Below are 23,959 nucleotides of genomic sequence, written 5' to 3' on the forward strand. Positions count from 1 at the left end.
CTACTCCCCCAGCAGGAAGTCCACGGTCCCGCGGGGATCGTCGAAGAACTCCGCGAGTGCGGTGAAGGCCTCGGTCTGCTCCAGCGCGGTGGTGCGGATGCCGTGCTCGCCAATCTCGTAAATCGTGGTGCCGGGGAAGGCCATGAGAACCGGTGAATGCGTGGCGATCACAAACTGCGCGCCCTGGCGGACCTCCTCGGCGATCTGGCCGAGCAGCGCCATCTGACGGATCGCGGACAGGCCGGCCTCGGGCTCGTCGAGCAGGTAGAGCCCGGCGCCGTCGATGTACTCGTGGAAGATGTCGAAGATCGACTCGCCGTGCGAGCGGGCGGTGATGTCCCAGTCCGCCTCCAGGCGGTTTCGGCCCGCGGCCTCCATCGGCGACTGGTTATGCAGCACCTGGGTCAGGTGGCTCTCCGCGCGCAGGAAATATCCCCGGAGCAACGGCTGCGAAAGATCCGCGACGAGGTCGTGCACCAGCGGCGACTCGGTGCCCGTGCTCGGCTGCTTGAACGGATCATCCAGGCGGCCGCCGGTGGCCCCGAAACCCAGCTTGAGGGCGAGCGCTTCCAGGAGCGTGGACTTGCCCACGCCATTCTCCCCGGAGAGCACGGTCACCGGCGAGGGGAACTCCAGCCGGCTGCGCTCGCGAAGGTCAGCGACGACCGGCATCTGGTGCACCCAGGAATCGGGCTCGCGCAGCACGTGGCGCAGCCGGATGGACCGCAGCGGGAACGTGGATCTCATGGGCTCAGTTTAGTGGGAGGCTGGGCTCGGGCAGTGACTAGAGCGCGAGGCTGCGGTGCACCGCCGTCATCGCCTGGCGCACATAGGAACCACCAAACACCGCGACGTGTAGGAAGAGCAGGTGCAGCTGGTGTAGTGGCACGCGCTGCCCACATTGTTTAATCCCCGCCGGGGAGCGTCAGGCGATGGCCAGCCCAGCGCTTGCGCAACCACCGGTCATGAGACGCAACAACCACGGTGCCGGGGTACGCCGCTAGAGCGCCTTCAAGTGAGGTCACCAGGCTTAGGGAAAAGTGGTTGGTTGGCTCATCCAGCAACAAAATCTCAGGTGGGTCAGCCAAAATCACTGCAAGGGCGAGGCGGCGCTGCTGACCGACACTCAAATCCTGCACCTTGCGGTTGTAGTCATATCCAGCGATAAGCCCGAACGTACTTAGTGGAGTCCGTGCCGCGCGATCTCTACCAACCAGATCGGCATACGTTTCAAGGACACTTCGGGAAGAGCCCCGACCATAAGGGTCAGCTAGATAAGTTTCTTGTGCCAGCAACCCGATGCGGTCTCCCGAACTACGAGTGACGCTCCCGCTGCTGGGTTCTAGAGTTCCTGCAAGCAGTCCCAACAAGGTAGACTTCCCTGTTCCATTCGGACCCGTCAGAAGCCAATGTTCGCCGCGGCTGATACTCAATGACGTCGCTGGCAGTCGTTCCGCCAGCGCAGCATTCGTGGCGGTGAGCACCGGTTCAACGGAGCCACCAATCTGGGGCTCACCGGCGGCTAGGACTCCCTTGAACTTAAGATCCTGCGGTGGTTTACGAACCTGTCGGTTTTCGAGTTCGGACAAACGCGTGCGGGCATCATTAACGCGGCGTGACACAACCTGCGCATTACGGTCCGCATAAAATTTCTTTGCCATGCGCACCTCGGAGCGCGGCTGCCAATTCGAATGCCCCACCACCTGCTGTCTACTCACCTCGCGACGAAGCCTTGCGATCTCAGCCTGTTCCTCCTGGTACTGCTGCTCCCATCCTTTCCGGAGTGCCGCCCGTTCCACCAAATATTCGCTGTACCTCCCGGTGAATCGGGTGACCCCGATACCGCTGGTCCCGCCCTCACTATTAACAGCGCCCACCACAGCCTGTGGGATCGGTGATGGATCAAGGTCAAGCAAGGATGTAATCGCCTCGTCGAGAAAGGCGCGGTCATGGCTGGCAACAAGCAAAGGTCCGCGCCATTCCTTTAGAACGCTCACGAGAAAAGACGTCGCAGCGTCGTCGAGATGGTTTGTGGGCTCATCCAACAGCAATACATCCGGCTTATTCAGTAGTAACCAAGCCAAGGCAAGCCGAGCCCGTTGCCCACCAGAAAGCGACCCTGTCAGCCGTTCACGGTCGATGTAGCCAAGACCGAGCCCAGTCAACACTGCGGAAATTCGCGCATCGATTTCCCACGCTCCAAGACGCTCGGCCTTTTCAAGGGCTCCCGCATATGCGTCCGCGATAGCCGGATCATTTGGGTTATTTGCCAGGGCAACAGCGAGTGCGTCGATCTCTGAGCCCGCGCGACGTGGCTTAGCAACCGCAGTTTGCAGTGATTGTTCAATAGTCTCGGTCGCAGAGAATGGTGGCTCTTGATGAAGCAGCCCAATGGTTGGTTTTTCATCATGCGGCGCATTTATAGTGACCGCCCCGGTGTCCGGTTCTAAAACGCCAGCGACTGCACGGAGCAGGGTTGACTTGCCCGAACCATTCTCTCCAATTAGCCCAACTCGATCCCCCGCGGGCACGACAAATGAGATATCAGTAAGGACTCGTCGATCAGCGTATGAAAAAGAAAGCCCATCTACACGAAGGTGCGAGCCAGCTGACGTAAGCGATGATGAAGTAAAGAAGTGAGGCATGAGCTAATCCCAAAGAATCGATGACGCCTGCCGGACAATAAGCCTCGGACGCAGGTCAGGGAAAAGCTCAAGAAATCATGTCGCCAGTTTAGCACGTGTGGTCCCGGAGCCATTTTCTAACACAGGAATGATCATTGCAGAACATCGCTAGGCGCAGGCTCGGTGGGACGTGCCAGACGGCGACTAGAGCGCCAAGCTGCGGTGCACCGCCGTCATCGCCTGGCGCACATAGGAACCGCCAAAGACCGCGACATGCAGGAAGAGCAGGTGCAGCTGGTGTAGTGGCACGCGCTGCCGCCAGGAGGAGTCCCAACCCGCGGCCTCCTGATATGCCCCCAGGATGCGCTCCTGGTGCGCGATGCCGAAGAGCTGCAGGGCGGCCAGGTCCGTCTCCGGGTGCCCGCCGTGGGCGGCCGGGTCGATGAGCACCGCGCCCTCGGGGCTCCACAGGACGTTGCCCGCCCACAGGTCGCCGTGGCAGCGGGCCGGGGTCTGGGAGCCGGGGACGTCGAGGTCCCCGTCGCGTAACCGCTCCAGCAGGGCACGGACGGCCCGCTGGTCCTCGCTGGCAAGACCACCCCAGGCGGGCTCGATCAGGGGCTCCAGGAGGTTCGCGTAGAACTCGCCCCAGCTCTCCCACTGCCCCAGTGGCAGCGTCAGCAAATGTTCGTTGGGCCCCTGGTAGCCGCTCCCCTCCCAGGGCTCACCCGCGGCATTCACGGGGCCGGCACCGAAATGCGGGGCACCCGCGGCGTGTGTGGCGGCCAGCTCCCGGCCAAAGGCCTCCGCAGCCTCCGCGGTGGGGCGAGTCTCCTGCACCCGCTCCAGCACGATCGTGTCCGGGGTGCACTCCACGACGCCGACCACTCGGGCGCCCTGCGCGCCAGCGGCCCCGTCACCGTCCCGGGCGGCCCCGCCACCGTCCTTCGCACCGGCCCCGTCACCGTCCCGGGCGGCAGCCAGCCACTCCAGCCCCGCGGCCTCCCAGGCGCCGGTGCGCCCCGGATTGTGCTTGGTGAACGTGCTCATCGAATCACTCCCTGACTCACTGCCCTCTTGCAGGTGTTGTGCTTGCCGAAAGTCCTCAGCCGACGACCTTCTCCGGATCCCCCAGACGATCGCCTAGCCCCACCAATACCGCGAAAACCACGCCGAGTGCCAGCGCCAGCCACACCCACACTTTGTGCCAGCGCGGCCCCATCTTCACCGCGAAGAACGCTCCCAGGAACGCACCCAGCGTGTTGCACCACCAGTCATCCACGGAGGTGCGCCCCACCGAGAACACGTACTGGCAGATCTCGATGCCCAGGCTCAGCAGGGCCGCGATCCACACCGCGCGCCACACCGGCCGCCGCACCCCGAAAAACACCACGACCAGCAGCAGCCCCAGCGGCACGAAGAAGGCCACGTTGCCCACATAGTCGAAGACCACCCCGAAGACCGTCGGGGACTTCTTGACCAGCTGAAACGGCACCAGCAGGAGCTCCCGCACCCGCTGATTCTCCGGCTTCCACAGCAGACCGATCTGGTAGAAGCTCTTCCCCACCGTCAGCGCGAGAACGACGGCCACGTAGGCGACCAGCGCCGTCAGCTGCAGCGCGCGAGCTGGTCGGGGTGGATCGTTGGACGTAGTGCGAGACATACCACCGAAGCCTAGCGACGCGGCCGGGTGGCCACCACTCCCACCAGGCCCAGCGCCCACACGCCGAGCACCACGAACCAGCCGAAGCGGAACTCCGCCCACGTGTACTCCCCGTTCGGAGCAGCCAGCGTCAGGTACACCCCCATCGCCTGGTTCGCGGCCATCCCGGCCAGCCAGCCACCCATGTTCGCCAGCCCCGTCGCGGTGGCCACGAACTCACGCCGGCACTCCTCTCGCACCGAGTCGAAACCGATATTCGCCAGCGGCGAAACCACACCCATCACCACGTTCATCACGAACGCCGCAGCGGCCGTCCGCGGTTCCGGGGAGATGAAGAACAGTAGCCACGCGGCCGCACCCAGCGACGTCCCCACCACGATGGCCTTCCACCGCGACCGCCCCAACCGGGCGGACAGGAAGCCCACCAGCACCCCGCAGATCGCCATCGCGAGCGTGGAGGCAGAAATCGCCCAACCGGCGGTGGCCTTGTCCATGCCCATGCCCAGCGTCATGATCGGCATGCCCCACAGCAGGGTGAACACCACCAGCAGGGACAGCCCCGACCAGTGGATGAAGAAGCCGTGCCAGGCGGTGCGGTTACCCAGTGCGTACCTCACCGCCACCATCGGCGAGGGGCCCGGTCCGTCCTCTTGGTTTTCGACGTCGCCGCGCCGGCCTTCGGCAAGCTCCCCCGGCGTATCCCACACGACGACGAAGGCCACGATCCCCACGAGCAAGCCCACCGCACCCAGGGAGATGAAACCGATACTCCAGCCCGCAGATCCCACCAGCGCGAGGAAAGGAACCGCAGACAGGAACTGCCCCAACTGCCCCACCGCGCCGGTGGCCTGGCCGAACAGCGGAGCCGTGCGCAGCGGGAACCACGCGGGAATGATCCGCATGACAGACAGGAACGCGGTGGCGTCCCCCGCCCCCACCAGCACACGGGCAAGGACAGCAACCGGGAAGCTCGTCGTCAACGCCAACAACACCTGGCCCACAGCCATCAGCACCGCCCCGTAAAGCATCATCTTCCGCGGCCCCAGCCGGTCCACCAGCAGGCCCGCGGGGATCTGGGCGAAGGCGTAGGTCGCCAGCTGCACGGTGGTGAACACGGCCAGCTGGCCGGCGTTGATCTGGAACTGGTCGAGGGCGTCCACGCTGACCACGCCCAGGGAGGTGCGCCCAAACACCGCCATGACGTAGACGAGAACACCCGTAACCCAAATTCCCACCGCCCGTGGGGTCACGGTGGTGGGAATGGGGCTGTTGGCTTCAGAAGTCACGGTTTACGCGTCGCGCTCCTCAGAGTCAGTAGCTGCTGCAGCGCCAGCGCCCTGCAGCTCCTGATCGTCTTCCGGGATTTCGATGCCCTTGACTCGCGATGCCAGGCCCTGGACCACACGGCCCACGGCCATATCGCCGGTGACGTTCGCGGCAGTACCGAAGGAGTCCTGCGCCAGGTACAGGGCGATCATCAGGGTCAGCATCGGCTGGTCGAAGCCCAGCATGGACTCCAGCACGCCCAGCGCGGTCATCACCGCACCACCCGGAGCACCCGGGGCGGCGACCATCATGATGCCCAGCACCAGGATGACCGGGATCATCTGGCCGAAGGAGATCATTTCACCGTGCGCCAGAGACCAGACGGCCATCGAGCAGGCGGTGATGGTGATGATGGAACCAGACAGGTGAATATTCGCATTCAGCGGGATCAGGAAGTCCGCGAAGCGTGGGTGCAGGCCCGCCTTCTTTGCCGAACGCAGGGTCACCGGGATGGATGCCGCAGAGGACTGGGTGCCCAGCGCGGTAACGTATGCCGGCAGCATCGTGCGCAGCATCGTGAACGGGTTCGTGCTGGAGACCGCCCCGGCGATGCAATACTGGAAGACCAGCATGACCCAGTGCAGGACCAGCACCATGATGAAGACCTTCGCGAAGACCGCGAGGATGTTCGCCACCACACCGGCATACGTCAGGTTGCCGAACACGCCCATCACGTGGAACGGCAGCAACGGGATCACCACGGTGCTCAGCAGGCGCTCGATGATCTGGCGGAAATCATCCGTCAGCTGGTACATCGTGCGGTCGCTCAGGCGGGTCATTCCCAGACCGACAACGAAGGCGAGGATCAGCGCGGTCATGACGTCCATCACCGGCGGGATCTCGATGCTCGTATACGCCTCGACGAGGGCGTCCTCCGGGTTATCGGTTTCCATCAGGCCCTGGGCGCCGTCCAGCAGGAAACGGAACAGCCCAAAGGATGTCAGCAGCGCCAGCAGACCGGCGATGACCGTGGAGGTGTAGGCAACACCCAGGGACAGGCCCAGCAGCTTGCCCGCGCCGCGACCCAGGGAACCAATGCCCGGAGCGATGAAGCCGAAGATGATCAGCGGGATCACGAAGCTCAGGAAGGTGCCGAAGATCTGGTTAAAGGTGGCGAACGCGCGGATCGGCCACTCGACATCCGCGGAGCGGCAGATCGCGCCGACCACGATGCCGATCACGATGCCCGCGATCAGTCTGACAATAAGGGGGATCCGGTTCACGAATACTCCTGCTGTTTTATGGGAGGGAAACGCCCGGGTAATGGGCGGGATCAGGGCATAGTTTAGGTTTCCATCCCCCAGATGGGTTAATTGACGGTGAACAATCTGGGGCATCGGGGCGCCCGGCATCCCCCGAAGTAGGTAATCCGGGGGTACGCGGGGCTACAGTCGCGGCCGGCGCCCACGGAAGGCCCGCACCACCTCGTCGCGGCGGTCAGCCGCCCAATCACGGTCCAGCATGTCGGCGTTGAGAACTTTGTCCAGTTCGACGTGGTCGCCAATGCCGAAGGCGCGGGAGTCCTCGGGGTGGTGGTCCGCACCCCAATCCAACTGATCCATGTGGTCGAACTCGCTGCCCTCGGCGTCCTCGACGATGTCTTCACCCCAGAACACCCGGTCGACGACCATACGCGCCCGGCGCGTCTTCTTCAGGTAGTCGTCCAGGAACTCCTGGGACTCCTCGATGGGCCAACCAGCGGCCGCCGCCACCTGGGCCAGCGGCTTGCCGGAGCCCGGCAGCTGGTCCTTCCGCTTACCACGGACCAGGGCGAGCGCGTTGCGGGCCTTCGTGGCGGTGATCCACGCTTCCCGCATCGTCAGGGCATCGGCCTCGCTGATCAACTCCTCCCCTGCCATCTCCTTCAGCACACCGAGGGTGGAGGTGTTGCGCAGGTGCTCCTTATCGCAGTGCTGCATCGTGAGCAGCTGGGCGGTCCACTCCACGTCGGTGAGCCCACCGCGTCCGAGCTTGGTGTGCAGATTCTTATCCGCCCCCTTGGGCAGGCGCTCGGAATCCACGCGCGCCTTCATGCGGCGGACCTCGCTGACCTGCTTGGCCGTCGCCCCACCCGCCGGGTAGCGGAATTGATCGATCATCCGCAGAAAGCGCATGCCGAGGTTCTTATCGCCGGCGATCCAGGTGGCGCGCAGCAGCGCCTGCAGCTCCCAGGTCTCGCCCCACTCGGAGTAGTAGCGCTCGTAGCTGGCCAGGGTGCGCACCAGCGCGCCGTTGCGACCCTCCGGACGCAGGTTGCTATCCACCTCCAGCGGCGGATCCTGGGAGGGCTTGCCCAGGCGGCGGCGCACGGACTCGCAGATCGTGATCGCCCACTTCAGTGGATCCACCGCCTCGGCCTCGCTACCCGCAGCGTCAGCGCTGCTCCCCTGCTTCGCCGTACCGTTGTTATCCACGTCAGTCTTCTCGACGTCGACGTCGCCCCTCCTGCCCTCGGCGCCCTCGGTACCGTCGCCGTCCTGCTGGACCGGTTCGGCGACGAACATGACGTCCGCGTCCGAGCCGTAGCCCAGCTCCGCGCCGCCCAGGCGGCCCATGCCGATCACCGAGATCGTGGCCGGGGCGTTGGTCTGGTGCTCGTCCTCCCAGGCCCTGATCTCGGTCTGCAGGGCCGCCTCCAGCACCGCATCCCAGACCCAGGACAGGGACTCGCACACCTCCTCCACGCTCATCAGTCCCAGCAGATCGGCTGCCGCGATGCGGGAGAGCTCCGCCCGGCGCAGCGCGCGGGCCACACCGATGGCCTTATCCGGGTCCCGCTGCCGGTTCGCCGCAGCGACCAGCGAGTGGGTCACCACCGCGGGTTCCTGATCCAGCAGCTTTGGCCCCTTTGCACCATCCGAGAGCAGCTTGACCGAGTCAATGGAGTTCAGCAGCAGGTCCGCCAGGAAGGGCGAAGTTCCCAGCAGGAACATCAGGCGCTTGCCCACGATGTTCTCGTCACGCAGCAGGCGCAGGAACCAGGAGCGGTCCATCGCCGCCTCGGAGAGCTTCCGGTAGGCCAGCAGACCGGCATCCGGGTCCACCGTGGCGGAGAGCCACTCCAGCAAGCTGGGCAGGATGATCGCCTGCAGCTTGTGCTTGCGGGTCGTGCCATCGGCCAGTGCGCGAAGGTGCTCGAAGGCACGCTGCGGGCTCTCGTAGCCCAACGCAGCCAGCTGGCGCTTCGCCGCCTCCGGGGACAGGCGGACGGCGTCGGCGTCCATCCCCACCACAGAGGAGAGCAGCGGGCGGTAGAACAGCTTCCGGTGCAGGTTCTGGATCTGCAGCGCGGACTGGCGAACGTCCAGCTCCAGCTGCTCCACCAGGGAACGCTGAGCCCCTGAGGAATCCCTGGAACGCACGCGACCGGAGGTCTTGGCCAGCCAACGGCGCTCCTGGACGTCGTCCTCCTCCGGGAGGGTATGGGTGCGCTTCAGCCGGTGCAGCTGCAGGCGGTGCTCCAGCAGGCGCATGAACTCATAGCAACGGATCAGCACCTGGCCGTCCTCGCGGCCCACATAGCCGCCGTCCACAAGCTGGCGCAGAGCCGCGACCGTGGCCGAGACGCGCAGGTTCTCGTCCGTGCGCCCGTGGACGAGCTGTAGCAGCTGGACGGCAAACTCCACGTCACGCAGGCCGCCCTCCCCCAGCTTCAGCTCCCGGTCACGGATGTCTGCAGGCACGTTCTCGATGACGCGGCGGCGCATGGCCTGCACATCCGGGACGAAGTCCTCGCGCTCGGCCGCCGACCACACCATCGGGGCGATGGCCTCGCAGTAGTCCCTACCGAGCTCCAGGTCCCCGCTCATCGGGCGGGCCTTGAGCAGAGCCTGGAACTCCCAGGTCTTGGCCCAGCGCCGGTAGTAGTTCACGTGCGAATCCAGCGTGCGAACCAGCGCGCCCCGCTTGCCCTCTGGTCGCAGGGCCGCATCAACCTCGAAGAACACCCGGCTGCCGATGTTGATGAACTCACCCGCCCAGCGCATCGCCCGGGCGTCCGCGGGCTCGGCGACGAAGATGACGTCCACGTCCGAGATGTAGTTCAGCTCCTGGGCGCCGCACTTGCCCATCGCCAGCACCGCCAACCGGGCGGGCTGCTTCTCGCTCTCCGCCCCCGGCTTGCCGTAGACCGTGCTGCATGCCACCGCGAGGGCAGCGGTCAGCCCCGCGTCCGCCGCATCCGTGAGTGCCAGGGAGAGCGCCTCGAAGTCCAGGGCTTTGGGCGGGGTCTGGCCGCGCTCCACCAACGTGGATGCCAGGTCGATGGCAGCCACCCTGGTGAGCAGGTTGCGGTAGGCCACCATCAGCGCCGAGTCCGCCTCGCTGCCGGTGATGGCCGCCTTGAAGGTCAGCTCCCCGGCACCCTCGACCGGTGTGGCGCCCACCGCGGCGAGCATCTCGTCCATCATTTCCTGGCGGCTGGGCATCGGGGCGGCCAGATCCACCCAGGTGCCGGGGTTGGCCACCAGGTGGTCACCCAGCGCGGTACTTGCCCCGAGCAGGGCAAATAAGCGGCGCCGGAAGTTGGGCTTCTCCGCCACCGCTGCGAGCAAGGTGGCTGCCTTCGCGTCCGCGAACTGGGCGACCTGCCCCACCGGCACGGCTGCTGCGGGGTCCACCTGGGAGGCATCGGCCTGCGCTGCGTCCTGCTGGCTAGCACCACTGCCCTGCCCCGCATCAACCCCGTCCTGCGCCGCTGCAGCAGCGGCCACGGACTCCGGGTGCGCCGCGCCGGGCTCCGGCAGGTCGCCGGCTTCCTCCGCCGCCCGGAGCGCTTCGACCAGCCGCACGAAGTTATTCAGCGCCAGGTCCGGGCTGCCGGCGGCCGCGAGCGTCCACAACAGGGAGGTGTGCTCCGGCCCGGTCCAGCCCAGCATCTCCAGGTCCTCCACCGCACGCTCGCGGCGCAGCCCCAGCACCCGCGGGGACGGGACGTCGGAACGGGAGGTGCGGGGAAGCCCCTGCGACCTAGTCATAGAACACTCACTTCTTCACTAAACGTCGATGACGGCGGGCGGTGTGCGTACTCATCGGGCTCACCGTGGAACCGGAGGTTGCGCCATATGGCCGAGCCAGAACCAGGCGACAAGCCCGGGGCCTAGAACTCCAGGTGGTGGCGCAGCTCCCACGGGGAGATCTGCGACTGGTAGGCGTGCCATTCCTGCCACTTATTGCGCAGGAAGAACTCGAAGACGTGCTCGCCGAGTGCCTCGGCCACCATCTCCGAACGCTCCATCTTCCGCAGCGCATAATCCAGGTCCGTCGGAAGATCCTTGAAGCCCGCTGCGATGCGCTCCCGGCGCGTCATCAGGGACACATCCTCCTCCGCCGGGGCGGGCAGCTCGTAGCCCTCGCGGATGCCCTTCAGGCCTGCGGCCAGCATCACCGCGTATCCCAGGTAGGGGTTCATCGCGGAGTCCGGGGAGCGGATCTCCACCCGGCGCGTGGCCGCCTTGTGCTGCGTGTACATCGGGATGCGCACCATGGCCGAGCGGTTGGACGCGCCCCAGCTCGCCGCCCGCGGTGCTTCCTCGCCATAGGAGAGGCGCTTATAGGAGTTCACCCACTGGTTCGTCACCGCGGTGAACTCCGGGGCGTGCTCCAGGATGCCCGCGATGAAGCTCTTCGCGGTGCCCGAGAGCCGGAACTCGTCGTCCGGGTCGTGGAAGGCGTTATCCTCCCCCTCGAACAGGGAGATGTGGGTGTGCATTGCGCTGCCCGGGTACTGGCTAAAAGGCTTGGGCATGAAGGTCGCCCGCACCCCGTTGCGCCGCGCGACCTGCTTGATCAGGTAGCGGAAGGTCATCACGTGGTCCGCCATCGTGAGCGCATCCGCGAAGCGCAGGTCGATCTCCTGCTGGCCCGGGCCGTTCTCGTGGTGGGAGAACTCTACCGGGATGCCCATCCGCTCCAGGGAGTTAATCGCCTCGGCCCTAAAGTTCGGCGCATTATCCGTCACGGCCTGGTCAAAGTAGCCGCCATTATCGGCGGGCACCGGCGGCTGGCCGTCGGTGTCGATGGACTTCACCAGGAAGAACTCGATCTCCGGGTGGACGTTGCAGCTAAAACCGTCCTCCGCAGCCTTCGCGAGCTGGCGGCGCAACACCTGCCGCGGGTCCGCCCAGGAGGGCTGCCCATCCGGCATCGTGATGTCGCAAAACATGCGGGCGGAAAGGTAGCCGTCCTGCTCCGCACCGAAGGGAAGGATCTGGAAGGTCGAGGGATCCGGCTGGGCGATCGTGTCCGCCTCGAAGGCCCGCGAGAAGCCCTCGATCGCGGAACCATCGAAACCGATCCCCTCCGCGAACGCCCCCTCCAGCTCGGCGGGAGCCACGGCCACGGACTTCAGGTAGCCCTGAATGTCAGTGAACCAGAGGCGGACGAAGCGGATATCGCGTTCTTCAAGGGTACGGAGGACGAATTCCTGTTGGCTGCTCATAGTCCCCCATCTTAGGCACTAGCCCGGACACGCCCAGGGTGCTTCTGGCACAATCACATTCATGGCTCGACAGGATTCCCCGCGTGGGTACATGGTTCCCACCAAGCAAGTTCGCATCTCCGACCTCAAGGCACGCAAGGCCAGCGGCGAGAAATGGGCGATGCTCACCGCGTATGACTACTCCACCGCCGCCGCCTTCGCCGAGGCGGGAGTGGAATGCCTCCTGGTCGGAGACTCCGCGGCCAACGTGGTCTTCGGTTACGACCAGACCCAGCAGGTCAGCCTGGAGGAGATGATCTTCCTCGCCGCCGGTGTGGTCCGCGGCGCCGGCAACGCGCTGGTCATTGCCGACCTGCCCTTCGGCACCTACGAAGCCTCCGACGAGCAGTGCGTGAAGAGTGCCGCCGAGATGATGCGCCGCTCCGGTGCCGCGATGATCAAGATCGAGGGCGGTCGCCGCATGGCTCCCCGCATCAAGGCGCTGACCGAGGCCGGCATCCCGGTCTGCGCTCACATCGGCTTCACCCCGCAGTCCGTCAACCAGCTCTCCGGCTTCAAGGTCCAGGGCCGCGGGGATTCCGCCGCCCAGCTGCTGGACGACATGGCCGCCGTCACCGAGGCCGGTGCCGAGATGGTCGTGCTGGAGATGGTGCCCGCAGAGGTCGCGAAGCAGGCCACCGAGCAGTTCCCCATCCCCACCATCGGCATCGGCGCGGGCCCGGACACCGACGCCCAGGTGCTGGTCTGGCACGACATGGTCGCCCTGCCAGAACATGGCCACCGCCCGAAGTTCGCCAAGCAGTGGGCCCAGGTCGGCGCCTCCCTGACGGATGCCGCCGCTTCCTACAAGCGCGAGGTCGCCGAGGGCACCTTCCCCGCCGAGGAGCACTGCTTCTAGCGCCACCCGCTCACTCTTCGAGGACGTCGCCACCTGGGCCAACCACGGCCCCGGCAGGCGGCGCTTTTGCATTGCCCAGCCCCTCCCCTGGGCAAAGATCCCGCCCCCTGGCCAGCCGGATCAGTCAGCACCGGCTTCCAGCGTGGCTCGCGACGTCCTTAATCCTGGTGGAGGAGGAAACGGCGGGCCAGGAACTGGGAGAACTCGATGATCACGGCGCCACACAGCCCCACCACCGCGCCGGTGATCATCAGGCGCGTGTTGCCAATATCCAGCAGCACGATCTCGCGGATCGGGGCGACCAGGAAGAGCACCAGGTAGCCGCCGATGCAGGCGAACCACAGCGCCCACTTCCACGGGTTCAGCGGGCGGGCCACGATGTTCAGCACCCACAGGCCCATGATGATCAGCGCCAGCAGCACCGCCGTGCCCGCCTGCCGCTGCTCGATCTCGCTCGCGCCATCACCTGGGTAGATCACCAGCCACATGATCACCGAGCCCAGGCCCACGATCGCCCCGCCCGGGATCGCAAGGGACAGCACGCGGCGGACGAAACCATCCCGCGGGCGCTCCGTATTCGGCGCCAGGGAGAGGATGAACGCGGGGATGCCGATGGTGAACCAGCCCGTGATCGTCACGTGGATCGGCTGGAAGGGGAAGGTCACCCCAGCCACCGCGACGACCATCGCCAGCACCACGGAGTAGACGGTCTTCGTGAGGAAGAGGTTCGCCACCCGTTCGATATTGCCGATCACCCGGCGCCCCTCGGCGATGACGTGCGGCATCGAGGAGAAACGGTCGTTCAGCAGCACCAACTGCGCCACGCTGCGGGTCGCAGCGGAACCGGAGCCCATCGCCACGCCGATGTCGGCCTTCTTCAGCGCCAGCACATCGTTGACGCCGTCGCCGGTCATCGCGACGGTGCGGCCGTGGGCGTGCAGTGCCTCGATCATCGCCTGCTTCTGCTCGGGCTTGACCCGGCCGAAGACCTCGGATTCCAGGACCTCCCGCTCCATGTCCTCCGGCGCGATCTCGCGGGCGTCGATGGAGCTGAGCTGCTCGCCGGTGGCCTCCTTCGCAACCGCGGCGACGGAGCCAGGGTTATCGCCGGAGATGATCTTGACGTCCACGCCCTCGTGCTCGAAGTAGGCCAGCGTCTCGGCCACATCGGGGCGCAGCTTCTGACGCAGGACGATCAGCACCGGGTCGCCGAGCTCGGGGACGGTGACGTTCGCGCCGTCCTCGTCGGGGTCCTCGACCTCCTCCAGCGCGCGGCCGAAGGCGAGGACGCGGCGCCCATCGGACTCTTCTTTCGCCGCGACGTCTGCGGCCGGGGTGCCCTTACCCAGGAGGATGTCGGGAGCTCCCAGCACGAAGGTCGGGCCATCCGCCACGCGAAAGCCGGAGAATTTATAAGCCGAGGAGAACGGGATCTCGCTGCCCTCGAAGGCCTGGGGCTGGGAGGAACCGGTGGCGCCGGAGCCCTCCCCCTCGGCTGGGTGTTCGGCCCACTCGTCGAGCCCCTGGACGATGGCCTCGGCGGTGTTGTTCAGGTCGGACTGGGAGGCAAAGAGGCGGCGCAGGTCGCGCAGCGTCTCCGCGCTGGCATCGTCCCCGTCCTCGTCGACAATCGCTTCCAGCTCCATCTCGTTGCTGGTCAGCGTGCCGGTCTTGTCCGTGCACATCGTGTCCACGCGGGCCAGGCCCTCGATGGCGACCAGCTCGTTGACCAGGGCCTTGTGCTTGCCTAAGCGCACGATGCCCACCGCGAAGGCAATGGAGGTCATCAGCACCAGGCCCTCGGGCACCATCGGCACCAGTGCCGCGGCCATGGAGAGGATCGATTCCCGGATCGGGGCGTCCGTGCGGGTCAGCTGCGTGAAAATGGTGAGCAGACCGGTGGGGATCAGCAGCCAGGTGATCACCCGCAGGATCGAGTTGATGCCGCTCATCAGTACCGAATCGGTCAGCGAGAAGTCGCTGGCCTCCGCAGCCAGGCGGGCGGCGTAGGACTCCTCGCCCACCTTCTCAGCGCGGAAGATACCGCTGCCGTGCTTAACGAAGGAACCGGAGAGCAGCTCGTCGCCGGGGTTGTGCCGCACCGGGTCGGCCTCCCCGGTGAGCTGAGATTCGTCCATGGACAGTGAACCGGACAGCAGCGGGCCGTCGACCACGATCTCGTCGCCGGAACCGACGCGGATCAAATCCCCCTCGACGATCTCGCTCTGGGCGATCTCCCGCTCCTCACCATCGCGGATGACGCGGGGCCGGGATTCGGAGAGGATCTTGAGATTCTCCAGGGTCCGCTTCGCGCGGAGCTCCTGGATGATGCCCACCGCGGAGTTCGCGATGATCAGCAGGCCGAAGGCGGCGTTGATCCAGGAGCCCGTGGCCAGCACGATCACGCACAGCACACCCAGCATCGCGTTGATGCGGGTAAAGACGTTCGCGCGGATGATCTCCCAGGTCGTGCGCCCCGTGGTTCGGGTGGCCTTGTTGGTCCTGCCCGCCCGGGTGCGCTCCTCAACCTCGGCGGAGGTCAGTCCGCTCAGGTCCGGCTTTTCTGCGGTGCTGTGCTTGGCGGTGCCGTGTTCGCTGGTGCTGCGTTCACTGGTGCCATGTTCGGTACTGCTCATGAACTATTGCGGAATGCCGGGGTTAGTCCTCGTTATCCCAGTCATCCTGCTCGTCATAAGCATCGGCTGCCTCAGTGCGCTGCTGCGCCGTGCTGAGCGCCTGACGGGCGGCCTCCTCGGAGTCATAGGGGCCCATGCGGGTGTCCCAACCGCTGGACTTGCCCTCGGTGACCTCACCGGTCTTGGTGTCGAAGTACCACTTTTCTTCTGCCATGGGTTCCACCCATCCTTTCAGGTTGATACTTCCCACCAGTGTAGATGCAAAGTGTGAGTGTCGAGGCGGCCTCTAAGCCGGATTCTGTCTAATGCCACCCACGGGGGGTGACACGAGGTGACCATCCATCTGGACGCACCATTGCTGGGCGCCTCAAGCAGTCCACCTGTCCTTCATCGGGCGAGCAGCCCTCAGACAACGCCACGCACCCCGCCCTGCGACGGACGGGGAGGCGTGGCTCCTTGACCTTGCTCCCAGTGGGGTTTACCTAGCCGCGACAGTCACCTGCCACGCTGGTGCGCTCTTACCGCACCATTTCACCCTCACCCGCCATGCACCGCAAAAACGGTGGGCGGGCGGTCTACTTTCTGTTGCACTTGCCCGCAGGTCACCCTGGGTTGCCGTTAGCAACCACTGTGCTCTGTGGAGTCCGGACTTTCCTCGACACGGGGCCTGGCCCGCCGGCATAACACCGGCCGGTGGTTCCACCACGCCGCAGCCACCCGGCCGCCTCGACAAGCCTTAAGTCTAACCCCCAGGCCGCTAGCCGAGGTAATGAGATTCGTTGACCAGCCGGACCACGCCCGCCCCATTCGGCAGGAAGTCCGCGACCGAGAGGCTGGCCACGTCCAGGTGCAGGCTCCGGTAGATCTCCCCGCCGGCGCCTAGCGCCCGGCGCAGTACCGACTTGATGGGCATCATGTGGGTGACCACCAGCACCGTCTTTCCTGGATACTCGGCGGCCACGCGATCTACGAACTCGGACACCCGCCGGTAAACCTGCTCGGGGGATTCCCCGCCGTGGGGCGCGGCTGTGGCGTAGTTGAAGCACTCCCGGTGGGCCTCCGGGTGGTCCTCCTGGATTTCGACGAAGCGGCGGCCCTCCCAGGTGCCGAAGTCCATCTCGATGATGGCCTCGTCCGTCGTGATCGCGTCCTTCCCCATGCCCAGTGCCTCGGCGGCTGCCCGTGCGGTCTCCTGGCAACGGCCCAACGGCGAGCTCAGGATGACGTCGACGTCGCCGCGCTCACTGATGTGGCGGGCGGCGTGCGCGATCTGCTTCTTACCCAGGTCAGTGAGCTCCGGGTTGCCGCGGCCGGAGTACTTGCCGTCGCGGTTGAGCTCGGTCTGGCCGTGGCGCAGCAGGAGCAGGGTCGTGGGTTCGGTCTTACCCATCCACGCCGTGGGTGAGACCCCGGCCGGCTGGGAATCCTCGCCCTCGCCTTCGACGGGTTGCTCGGCGCGCTGCTCGACTCGCTGCGCTGGTCCGCACTGTGTTTCTGCCTTGGTAGGCTGCGCCGGCTTATCCCGTGTGGTGTCGGCGGCCTCCTCCAACGGCTGGTCGAGGTCGAAGAGCATGTCCGAGCCTTCGGCGTCATCGGCCTGGGACGCAGCTGCCGCAGCCCCAGCTGTGGCCAGCTCCTCGTCGATCCACTGACCACCCTCGCGGTCATCCATCGCTCGGTTGGCCAGCTCGTCGGCCCGCGCGTTCTGGGTACGCGGCACCCAGGTGTAGCTCACCTGCGCCAGCTGGCCCTCGATGCGCTTGACCTCCTGGGCCAACGGCTTCATGTCCGGGTGCTTGATCTTCCACCGGCCGGACATCTGCTCCACCACGAGCTTGGAGTCCATGCGCACATCCACGCTCAGGCTCCCCGGCTTCACGCCCTGCTGCTCCGCGATCTCCACCGCCAGGTTCAGCCCGTTGATGAGCCCCTGGTATTCGGCGACGTTATTGGTGGCGTGTTTGATGAACTGCCACACGCAGCCGACCTCCGCCCCCGTGGCGTCTTTGACCGACGAGCCGGTGCCCGCCGGCCCCGGGTTGCCACGCGAACCGCCATCGCATTCCACGCTCAAACGCATGTTGCCTCCCATATCTTCCGCTGCCTTTCCTTCCCTACTCCACCGATAACGCTTGCTCGCTGCTCACCGCCGCACCCCTCGCACGCGGGGCGCGTCACCTCCCTAACGGCGCTGCTCGAAGCCGCCCGTGCTGGCCTCGTGCAGCGTCCACGGGTCCGTGCGCTGCTCCAGCACCTCGGTGTCTACGCCCAGCTTCTGGCCCACCAACGCGGCAGCCGCCGCGCACCACGGGTACTCGCTGGCCCAGTGCGCGGTATCGATCACCGGGCAACCCCCGGCGCGCAGGTGCTCGTCCACCGGGTGGTGGCGCAGGTCGGAGGTGACGAAGCAGTCCACGTCCATGCGCGCGATGGTGCCCAGGAAGCTATCTCCCGCGCCACTGGCCACCGCGACCGTTCGGATCATCTTCTCCGGGTCACCGGCTGCGCGCACACCCCAGACCGTCGACGGCAGGCGGTCGGCCACCCGCTGGGTGAACTGGCGCAGCGTCATCGGCTCGTCGATCTCGCCGACCCGGCCGATGCCCAGGCCTTCTTCCCCCAGGTCCCCGGCGTGGCTCTCCACCACGTCATAGGCAACCTCCTCGTAGGGGTGGGCGCGCAACAGGGCCGCCCGCACCTTCTCCCGCAGGTTGGCCGGGGCGACGAACTCGACGCGCAGCTCGTCCACCCGCTCCAGCTCGCCGCGGGAACCGATGTGCGGATTCGCGGCATCGCCCGGGCGGAACTGCCCGGTCACGCGGAATTCGAAGGAGGCCTCCGAATAGTCCCCGTCCACGCCCGCGCCGGCGTCGAAAATTGCCTGCTTGACCGCCTCCGCGGAATCGACCGGAACTGTGAAGCCCCACTTGTCGATCGGGTTCGGGATTGGGCGCAGCGGGCGACCCGCGCGCACTCCGAGCAGCTCCGCCAGCACGTCGTTGACCCCCGGGCGCGCCGAATCGGCGTTCGTGTGCGCCGCGAAGAGCGCGACCCGGTTGCGGATCAGCTTGTGAACGATCCGGCCCTTCGGGTGATCCGCCGGCACCCCGGTGACTCCGCGCAGCAGCAGCGGGTGGTGAACCACCAGCATGTCCGCGCCCGATTCGATCGCGTCGTCCACGACCTCGTCGGTGCAGTCCAGCGCGAAGGCAATCTTGGCTACGGGCTCGGCGCGGTCCCCGCAGATCAGGCCGACCGCGTCCCAGGACTCCGCCAGCTTCGGCGGGTAGGCCTCCTCCAGGCAGGCGACAACCTGGCCCACCGTCAGCTGCGCGGCATCCGAGGTGGTCTGGGGGTTACTCGCGGTGGTCGTCACGCGGGATCACGCTCCTTGGTGGCTTGAGTGACCGGGGCCGGGCGGCCCGGAATTGTTTTCCACTGTATCCCGTCCGAACCCCCGCTGTATCCGGTCTGCTCCCCCGCACGATCCACCCACCGTCCCACCGCGCCGGGACGTCCGCCCACCGCTCGCCCCGCACCAGGAACACCGAGTGGCACAGTGGCCACGCTGCAATGGCACAGTGGGTGGCATGAGAAAGATCCTACTTATCGACGTCGACGGCACCCTCATCGACTCCTACCCCGGCATCCGCGCCTCCTTCATCCACGCGTTGAGCACCCACGGGTACGCCATCCCGGACGAGGACTTCCTCCGCGGGCTGCCCGGTCCCCCGATGCGGGACTCCATCGCCGCCGCAGGTATCCCTGCCGAGCAGGTCGAGACGGTCATGGCCGACTACAGCAAGCACCAGTCCAGCGGCGGCTGGCTGGATTCCGCCCTCTTCCCCGGCATCCCGGAGCTGCTGGCCACCTGGCGGGAGGAGGGCCACATCCTGGCCACCGCGACGTCCAAGTCCTACACCGGTGCACTACGCGCACTGAAGCACTTCGGACTGCTGGAGTACTTCGACTACCTCGGCACCGCCGAAGATAACGGCGGACCGCGACAGCACAAGGAGGACGTCGTCGCCTACGTCATGGGACTCATCAACGCCGAGCACGAAACGGTGCCCTCCCAGTTCCTCATGATCGGCGACCGCAAACACGACGCGCAGGGTGCTAAGAGCCAGGGCATAGATTGCGTGCTGGTGAACTGGGGTTATGGTAGTCAGCAAGAGTTGGCCCAGACTCCCCTGGTCGCCAACACCCCGGAAGAGCTGAAAAGCATCGTTGAGCAGCGCTGAAGCTCATGAGGAGCGCGGCGAGAATCCGCCACCTTGAGCACGCAACTCCACAAACCCGAGAAGCACAAAGGAAGCTATGCCTGACCCTGACGCGGCCAAGCCCCTGTCCCTCATCACCGTCGTGTGCACCGGCAATATCTGCCGCTCCCCGATGGGAGAAATCATGCTGGCAGACGCGCTGGCGAAGAGCGGCGATCCCCGCCTGCAGAAGGTCACCGTGAACTCCTGTGGCCTGGGCGATTGGCACGTCGGGGACGGCGCGGACCCGCGAGCAGTCAAGCAGCTGGCCGATCAGGGCTACGACGGCTCCGAGCACGTCGCCGCGACCTTCGGCCCGGAGCACAAGGACGCGGATATCTTCCTCGCGATGGATAAGGGGCACGTCACGGGCCTGAAGCGCCGGGGCGTGGACCCGCAGAAGATCCACCTCTACCGCGCCTTCGACCCCGCGAGCGTGACTGTGGATCGCCCGCACCCCGAGGTCGCGGACCCCTACTACGGCACCGAGGCGGACTTCGCGAGCGCCGCCGAGGAAATCAAGTCCGCCGTACCGGGCATCATCGAGTTCATCGAGTCGATCCTCGACGAGCAGGAGAACTAGCGGGGCCTCAGGACGTCGCGGCACGCACGGTGAGCTAGAAACGCTCGCCGTCTTCCGGCTGACTCCAGCCGAAGCCGCGACGTTTGGCTGCCTTGCCGTAACGGGCGGCCATCGCGTCCTCCTGCCGCTGCGCCTCCTGGCGCTGAGTCTCCCGCGACGGTTCGGTGAGGACGTCGCCAGCCACCGTGTTGGATTCCGTGGCCTGATCACTGCCGGCGCCCGCAGCACCAACTGCCGCTGCCTCCGCCGGGCTCGGGCCTGCGCCCTCACCAGCGCCTGCGGTGGCCAGCTGCTCATTTTCCAGCTGCTCGCGGCGGCGCTCCTTGATCTCCGACCAGATGAACCACCCCAGCAGGATCGGGGCGATGATGCCGAAGGCGATCCACTGGATGCCATAGGAAAGATACGGCCCGGACTCGATCTTGGGCAGCGGAATCGGGTGCGGTGCGACCCCCGCATCCCCGGCGCGATCAGTGATGGCCTCGGTGGACTGCTCGCCGAGCTGCACGTAATCGTGCGCCAGCGTCAGGCCCGTTGCCGCGCCGATCTGCTCGGCGTTCACGCTGGTGGTCTGTTTGCGGCCCTCCGCGTCGATCACCCCGCGGTCGTTCTTGCCCTCCCCCAACCGGACGTAGCCGGTCAGCTCCATCTGACCGTCCGGGGCCTTCGCGATCAGCTCCGGGCGGTTCTCCCCGCCCTCCGCGGGCACCCAGCCGCGGTTGACGAGCACCGTGGTGCCGTCCGTGGTCTCGAATGGTGTGATGACCTGGTAGGCGGGCGCGGACTCCACGGGGCGGTTGCGCAGCAGGACCTCCTGCTGCGGCAGCAGCTTTCCCTGCAGAGTGACGTGGCGCCACTCCTGGGCCTCCTCGACCGGCTTCGCAGGATCCTTGGGCAGCACCTCTGAGACCGGCACGGGGGCCTGTTCCATCGCGGCCTTGAGGCGATCGTTAAACTCCGTGCGCTTGGTGTTCTTACCCAGCTGCCAGGGCGCCAGGGTGTTGAAGGCGAAGTAGGTGAACAACAGCACGAAAACAGCCGCGAGGATCCAGCCTGGCGTCAAAAAAGCTCGAAAGCCGCGCTTCGGCTCCTGGCCGCGCTGTGGATCGACCGCCATCGTTCATTCCTCCCGTCGGGCCTGCCTGCTGCCGGCAAAGAGCCGAATAGCAAAGGACTCGCTTTACGAGAAACAACTCTAGCCCGCCCGCCCCGTCGCTCAAGAAACACGACGCCACGCCAGGACGCCCGCCCCGCCACGGGTACCCCGGCAAAACCCCCACGCAATGACGTCAAATGTGCGTGAGAGAACAAAGAAACCCTCGCGAACCTACTGCTCGCAAGGGTTTCCATCGGTGCGCTCTGACGGGTTCGAACCGCCGACCTACTGGGTGTAAACCAGTTGCTCTTCCAGCTGAGCTAAGAGCGCGCAACAGCTAGAGAGATTAGCCCAGCCATCCCGGCGGGGCAAATAGGCCCAGGGCTAACGCTTCGCGCCGCGCGCGACCAGGCACGCAGCCTGCCAGTCCCCCAGCCTCTCCGAACCGGTCTGCACCATGCCACCCAGCTGCGCGGACTCCGCGACCTCACCCGGCTGAATGGAGTTCTTCAGGCCTGGTGCCGGGGTCAGCACCCAGATGCGGCCATCCTCGCTCAGGGAACGGTTGGCGTCCATCAGACCGTCGACCAGGTCGCCGTCCTCCTCGCGCCACCACAAGAGCACCACGTCAACGAGCTCGTCGGTATCCGGGCCCAGCAATTCCTCGCCGATTGCGTCCTCGAGGGCCTCGCTGATCGAGGAGTCGCAGTCCTCGTCCCAGCCGAGCTCCTGAATGATCGTGCCGCTGGAAACCTCCAGCAGCTCTGCGCAATTCAGTCCCTTCGAGCCTTTCTCGTCGCGGACTGGGGCGCTGGGAGTGTTACCCACTGTTGTGAAAAACCTTTCTAGTGTAGCTCAAGACCAGCTCCTTGCTGATCATCCAATGTGACCCAAGCTAACACAGCAGACCTTAAGGTGGGACACATTTTTCACGATTCTCCCCGCCCATCCTCCCCTCCCCGCGGATTAAGCTCCGCCACGTTGCCTGCGACCACTCCGCGCCCACTAACCGCCCGCGCCATGCCAGTACCGTGCCCGTACCGTGCCAGGCCGCACATCGCGCCCCCACCACCGACCCCGAATACGTAGGCTGGGGAGGAAGAACAACCCCTTGAGCGAGGAGGCAAGCCATGGCCAACAAGCCGCACCCAGGCTCCGAGGACCGTCGCGCACCCAGCGCCGGGCAGGACACCCACTTCGGCAACATCCGCGACGGGGTGGCGTCCTACCTCGTGGACAGCGACCCGGAGGAAACCCAGGAGTGGATGGACTCCCTGGACGGGCTGCTCGACAACGCCGGCCCGGACCGTGGCCGCTACCTCATGCTCCGCCTCCTCGAGCGCGCCACCGCCAAGCGCGTGCCCTTGCCGCCGCTGACCTCCACCGACTACGTGAACACCATCCCCACCACCATGGAGCCAGAGTTCCCAGGTGATGAGGAGATGGAGAAGCGCTACCGCCGCTGGACCCGCTGGAACGCCGCGATCATGGTGCACCGCGCCCAGCGCTCCGGCATCGGGGTGGGTGGGCACATCTCCACCTACGCCTCCGCCGCACCCCTCTACGAGGTGGGGCTGAACCACTTCTTCCGCGGCAAGGACCACCCCGGCGGCGGCGACCACATCTTCTTCCAGGGCCACGCCTCCCCCGGCATGTACGCCCGCGCCTACCTCGAAGGCCGCCTCAGCGAGGAGCAGCTGGACGCCTTCCGCCAGGAGGCCTCCAAACCAGAGGACGGGCTGCCCTCCTACCCGCACCCGCACGGGATGCCCGAGTTCTGGGAATTCCCCACCGTCTCCATGGGGCTGGGGCCGCTCAACGCGATCTACCAGGCACGCTTCAACCGCTACCTGCACGACCGCGGCCTGAAGGACACCTCCGAGCAGCACGTCTGGGCCTTCCTCGGCGACGGCGAAATGGACGAGCCGGAATCCCGCGGCGCGATCCAGATGGCCGCGCTCCACAACCTGGACAACCTCACCTTCGTCGTGAACTGCAACCTGCAGCGCCTCGACGGGCCAGTTCGCGGCAACACGAAGATCATCCAGGAGCTGGAGAGCTTCTTCCGCGGTGCCGGCTGGAACGTCATCAAGGTCATCTGGGGCTCGAAGTGGGACGAGCTGCTGGCGCAGGACCGCGACGGCATCCTGCTCAACAAGATGAACAGCACCGTCGACGGCGAGTTCCAGCGCTACGCGGTCGAGTCGGGCGCGTACATCCGCGAGCACTTCTTCGGACCCGACCCCCGGCTGCGCAAGATGGTCGAGGGGCTGAGCGACGACGAGCTGCGCACGCTGCCCCGTGGCGGCCACGACTACCGCAAGCTCTACGCCGCCTACAAGGCCGCGACCGAGCACAAGGGCGCCCCCACCGTGATCCTCGCCAAGACGAACAAGGGGTGGACGCACGGAGCCGACGACGAGTCGCGCAAC

General features: G+C 66.2%; 17 protein-coding genes, 1 tRNA gene, 1 other RNA gene and 1 pseudogene. 4 read left to right on the plus strand and 16 right to left on the minus strand.

What is annotated here, in order from left to right:
• The 8 genes from Q1V78_RS07600 to Q1V78_RS07635 all read right to left on the minus strand — a co-directional run bounded on the left by Q1V78_RS07600 (position 1) and on the right by Q1V78_RS07635 (position 12,052).
• Positions 1-747, minus strand: coding sequence for an AAA family ATPase (locus Q1V78_RS07600; RefSeq protein ID WP_300613266.1), 747 nt, complete (start codon positions 745-747; stop codon positions 1-3).
• 158 nt (positions 748-905) lie between these two features.
• A complete protein-coding gene (locus Q1V78_RS07605; RefSeq protein WP_300613268.1) occupies positions 906-2,645 on the minus strand; it encodes an ABC-F family ATP-binding cassette domain-containing protein in 1,740 nt (579 codons plus the stop codon).
• A gap of 183 nt (positions 2,646-2,828) precedes the next feature.
• Entirely contained in the window at positions 2,829-3,674 is an 846-nt protein-coding gene (locus Q1V78_RS07610; RefSeq protein WP_300613270.1) for a fructosamine kinase family protein, read from the minus strand.
• Between the two features lie 55 nt (positions 3,675-3,729).
• Positions 3,730-4,287: a VanZ family protein gene (locus tag Q1V78_RS07615; protein WP_300613272.1), complete on the minus strand. Its 558-nt coding sequence runs from the start codon at positions 4,285-4,287 to the stop codon at positions 3,730-3,732.
• Between the two features lie 11 nt (positions 4,288-4,298).
• A complete protein-coding gene (locus Q1V78_RS07620; protein ID WP_300613274.1) occupies positions 4,299-5,573 on the minus strand; it encodes a nitrate/nitrite transporter in 1,275 nt (424 codons plus the stop codon).
• A 3-nt stretch (positions 5,574-5,576) separates the two neighbouring features.
• A complete protein-coding gene (locus tag Q1V78_RS07625) occupies positions 5,577-6,836 on the minus strand; it encodes a dicarboxylate/amino acid:cation symporter (RefSeq protein WP_300613276.1) in 1,260 nt (419 codons plus the stop codon).
• A gap of 162 nt (positions 6,837-6,998) precedes the next feature.
• Positions 6,999-10,589 carry a bifunctional [glutamine synthetase] adenylyltransferase/[glutamine synthetase]-adenylyl-L-tyrosine phosphorylase gene (locus Q1V78_RS07630; protein ID WP_300613278.1) on the minus strand — a complete coding sequence of 1,197 codons (3,591 nt, stop codon included), beginning with the start codon at positions 10,587-10,589 and terminating at the stop codon, positions 6,999-7,001.
• A 122-nt stretch (positions 10,590-10,711) separates the two neighbouring features.
• Positions 10,712-12,052, minus strand: a complete 1,341-nt coding sequence (locus Q1V78_RS07635) for a glutamine synthetase family protein (RefSeq protein ID WP_300613280.1) — start codon at positions 12,050-12,052, stop codon at positions 10,712-10,714.
• A gap of 61 nt (positions 12,053-12,113) precedes the next feature.
• Between Q1V78_RS07635 and panB the strand changes: the two genes are divergently transcribed.
• Entirely contained in the window at positions 12,114-12,950 is an 837-nt protein-coding gene (panB, locus tag Q1V78_RS07640; protein WP_300613281.1) for a 3-methyl-2-oxobutanoate hydroxymethyltransferase, read from the plus strand.
• 158 nt (positions 12,951-13,108) lie between these two features.
• On the opposite strand, the gene Q1V78_RS07645 is transcribed toward panB, so the two are convergent.
• The 5 genes from Q1V78_RS07645 to Q1V78_RS07665 form a co-directional block, all read right to left on the minus strand.
• Positions 13,109-15,586: an HAD-IC family P-type ATPase gene (locus Q1V78_RS07645; protein ID WP_300613283.1), complete on the minus strand. Its 2,478-nt coding sequence runs from the start codon at positions 15,584-15,586 to the stop codon at positions 13,109-13,111.
• A 22-nt stretch (positions 15,587-15,608) separates the two neighbouring features.
• The gene (locus tag Q1V78_RS07650; RefSeq protein ID WP_300613285.1) at positions 15,609-15,800 is read right to left on the minus strand and encodes an SPOR domain-containing protein; all 192 of its coding nucleotides are present in this window, start codon (positions 15,798-15,800) and stop codon (positions 15,609-15,611) included.
• A gap of 57 nt (positions 15,801-15,857) precedes the next feature.
• Positions 15,858-16,315, minus strand: an RNA gene (rnpB, locus tag Q1V78_RS07655) — RNase P RNA component class A.
• Positions 16,316-16,343: 28 nt separating this feature from the next.
• Positions 16,344-17,678: a bifunctional RNase H/acid phosphatase gene (locus Q1V78_RS07660; protein WP_300613287.1), complete on the minus strand. Its 1,335-nt coding sequence runs from the start codon at positions 17,676-17,678 to the stop codon at positions 16,344-16,346.
• Positions 17,679-17,768: 90 nt separating this feature from the next.
• Complete coding sequence (locus Q1V78_RS07665) at positions 17,769-18,962, minus strand: Nif3-like dinuclear metal center hexameric protein (protein ID WP_300613289.1); 1,194 nt, start codon at positions 18,960-18,962, stop codon at positions 17,769-17,771.
• A gap of 214 nt (positions 18,963-19,176) precedes the next feature.
• Between Q1V78_RS07665 and Q1V78_RS07670 the strand changes: the two genes are divergently transcribed.
• Positions 19,177-19,830 (plus strand): HAD hydrolase-like protein, encoded by a 654-nt coding sequence (locus tag Q1V78_RS07670; protein ID WP_300613291.1) that lies wholly within the window; start codon positions 19,177-19,179, stop codon positions 19,828-19,830.
• Between the two features lie 76 nt (positions 19,831-19,906).
• A complete protein-coding gene (locus tag Q1V78_RS07675) occupies positions 19,907-20,431 on the plus strand; it encodes a low molecular weight protein-tyrosine-phosphatase (RefSeq protein ID WP_300613293.1) in 525 nt (174 codons plus the stop codon).
• Positions 20,432-20,465: 34 nt separating this feature from the next.
• Here Q1V78_RS07675 and Q1V78_RS07680 read toward each other — a convergent pair whose 3' ends face one another.
• The 3 genes from Q1V78_RS07680 to Q1V78_RS07690 all read right to left on the minus strand — a co-directional run bounded on the left by Q1V78_RS07680 (position 20,466) and on the right by Q1V78_RS07690 (position 22,355).
• Positions 20,466-21,548, minus strand: a complete 1,083-nt coding sequence (locus Q1V78_RS07680; RefSeq protein WP_300613295.1) for an SURF1 family protein — start codon at positions 21,546-21,548, stop codon at positions 20,466-20,468.
• Between the two features lie 236 nt (positions 21,549-21,784).
• Positions 21,785-21,857: transfer RNA gene (locus Q1V78_RS07685), tRNA-Val, on the minus strand.
• Positions 21,858-21,911: 54 nt separating this feature from the next.
• On the minus strand, positions 21,912-22,355 hold the full coding sequence (locus Q1V78_RS07690; protein WP_300613297.1) for a DUF3052 domain-containing protein: 444 nt from the start codon (positions 22,353-22,355) through the stop codon (positions 21,912-21,914).
• Between the two features lie 302 nt (positions 22,356-22,657).
• Here Q1V78_RS07690 and Q1V78_RS07695 point away from each other — a divergent pair.
• Positions 22,658-23,959, plus strand: a pseudogene (locus Q1V78_RS07695) (pyruvate dehydrogenase (acetyl-transferring), homodimeric type); the annotation flags it as partial.

This window comes from Corynebacterium sp. (genome assembly GCF_030152825.1).
Taxonomy (GTDB): Bacteria; Actinomycetota; Actinomycetes; order Mycobacteriales; family Mycobacteriaceae; genus Corynebacterium.